Source organism: Cupriavidus phytohabitans (genome assembly GCF_017815025.1).
In the GTDB taxonomy this organism is placed as follows: Bacteria; Pseudomonadota; Gammaproteobacteria; order Burkholderiales; family Burkholderiaceae; genus Cupriavidus.
Window position 1 is genome coordinate 1 of record NZ_JAGIQB010000154.1, and the last position, 2,260, is coordinate 2,260.

1 protein-coding gene and 2 pseudogenes are annotated in these 2,260 nt (G+C 59.7%); 1 reads left to right on the forward strand and 2 read right to left on the reverse strand.

Going from position 1 to position 2,260, the window contains the following annotated elements; genetic code table 11:
• Positions 1 to 116: pseudogene (locus J8I34_RS33705) on the forward strand (IS630 family transposase); the annotation flags it as partial.
• Between the two features lie 390 nt (positions 117 to 506).
• On the opposite strand, the gene J8I34_RS33710 reads toward J8I34_RS33705, so the two are convergent.
• Together J8I34_RS33710 and J8I34_RS33715 are read right to left on the reverse strand one after the other, a co-directional pair.
• Complete coding sequence (locus tag J8I34_RS33710; RefSeq protein ID WP_209777423.1) at positions 507 to 1,664, reverse strand: IS110 family RNA-guided transposase; 1,158 nt, start codon at positions 1,662 to 1,664, stop codon at positions 507 to 509.
• 264 nt (positions 1,665 to 1,928) lie between these two features.
• Positions 1,929 to 2,260 (reverse strand): annotated as a pseudogene (locus J8I34_RS33715) (hypothetical protein); the annotation flags it as partial.

Sequence of the window (2,260 nt, forward strand, 5' to 3'; positions counted from 1 at the left end):
CTCGCACCAAGCTGCAACTCGTCAAGGCTGCGTCGAGCCATCTGCGCAGTGTCCAGAAACAGCCCGAACGCATTCGACGTTACTTTCAGCATCATTCGGTGAAGTATGCGGCCTGATTCAAGTTCATGAATGCCGGATCAATAGGGTCATAGGCGCACACGAATTTCCTGAGGGGCGGCGTAGCAGTAAAAATCGACGGTGGATCACGCTTCTATGAGCGAGAATTTGTCAAGATCGCTATTGGCCGAAATCTTCATAACATGTAGCTGAAGTCGACGTTGCGCTCGTGAGAGGAACCAGCATCTCACCACCTTCTATCCGCTGGCGCGTTGCCAGCCTCATCCTGCATGCGCGTTACGCCGGAATCTTTTCCGGGAACATGCCCCATCTGAAAATATTCGGTTGCATCGGCAACCCAGCGTGATCACGGGCATGTTCACTCCAACCGTGTTTGCTACGTCACTGCCTGACTAAACCTTACCTCCTTCCTGCTAGCCTTGGAGGGCTTATGCCGACTTCAGATGTGCGCCTTCGGGAATGACTCCATCTTTCAGATAGCGCCACAGCGCAATGGCCAGACGTCGCGCTACGGCGACGATGGCGATGCGTCGTGCGCGTCGGTTCGGTCCTGTGCCCTGTGTGCGCTGGTCAAACCATTTTGCTAATGCGCTGCCAGGCTGGTAGCGCAGCCAGGTCCAGGCCATCTCGATCAGCAACGCGCGTACTCGACGGTTTCCCTGTTTGCTAATCCCCTGATCGACCTGGCTTTCGCCACTGTCGTAGGGCTGCGGCACCAGCCCTACGCACGCACCGACTTGACGGTGGTTGTTGAATTCCCGCCAGAACAGCTCGAGGGCAAGGCGCGAAGCGCCCACTTCGCCGATCCCCTTCAGGCGCGCCAGCGCATCGCGACGCTGGCGCGCGAGTGCAGGTACATTTGTCTGTCGCGTCTTCTCCAGCGCCGCAAGTTGCTGTTCGACGAGTGCCAGCCGTTCGCATTCCCGCAGTAACCGCTCACGTAACTCACGCGGTAACGGCGCACCATCGTGGCAGCGCACCTCGTCGCGCTCGAGCCGGTTGGCGAAGGTCCGGTGATCGAGCGCATCCCAGCAGCCGAGCGTAGCCAGCAGCTTGCGCATCCGGTCGCGGTGCTGCAGGACTTCCTTCTGCAGTTGTCCGCGCTCGCGCATCAGGTGGCGCGATGCCTCATCCTCCGGTGACGGGACGTGAATCACATGCATGCGATCGCGCTCGCCGCGCAGCCACGCGCGCAGGTTAATGACGAGCTTGATCACATCGAGCCGGTCTGTCTTGGCGCGCCGCTGATGGCGTTCGACCGGAATGCTGGCCGGATCGACAACGTAGCACTCAATGTGTCGGGTCTGCAGCGCGCGACAGATCCAGAACGCGTCCTGTCCGGCCTCATAGCTCACGACGATCCGTACGTCTGCTGGCAACGACCACTTCTCCTTGTGTGCGGCGATCAGGTTCAGCACCTCCTGCAGACGCGCCGCGGCCTGCGGCTGTGCGACGGTGTGCACGGCTGGCTTCTCGCGCCGGCCATCGTGAAGCGCTACTTTCCATTTGGCCGCCGCCAATTCCAGCGACACTGCTAGTACGAGAGTAGTGTCTGAATAGGTCGTGTGCGCATGATCTGTAGGCATCATCGTCCCCTTTGAGCCAGTGTCGATACGCTGATTTTAGGCATCAGTGCGTCGGTCTCCCCGCTTCATAGGATCTGATATTCGCGGGTTGGCTACCGCATTACAGAGGTCCTCACATGAGCCTGCCGCTGCCTTACTGCGCAAGTCGGGTGGATGCCCCGTTGCCAAACGCGATCGCGGGTTGCTCGAATGCCGGGCTACGCTCGCCCCTCAGGAAACTCTCTCCGATTCAAATGTTTGTCAACTATGTCGGCTGGGCTGCTGCTAGGCGCTGCGCGGTAGGGCCAAGTTCATGCCCAATCGCCCGATGTTCCAGATGAAGCCGGCCAACTCGCGGGCGACGGCAATGGCCGCCACGTGTTCGGTCTTGCCTCGGGCGACGAGTCTGCGGTAACCTCGACACAGGTGCTGTTGTGCGTCCCAGGCGCGATCTATGATTGTCTTGGGAATGCCTTCCTGGCGGCGCTGAATGTCAACGCTCACGCGGGCCGGATGTCGGTAAATCCAGGCTGATTCGCCTAGGGAATCGCTGATTAAATCAGCGCGCGAGTCATCGAGGCGTTTGGTGAGCGCGTTGTCATAGGTGTGTCCATGAT

Coding starts and splice junctions, on each gene's coding strand:
- J8I34_RS33710 (WP_209777423.1), bottom strand. CDS start 1,664: ATGCCTACAGATCATGCGCACACGACCTATTCAGACACTACTCTCGTA.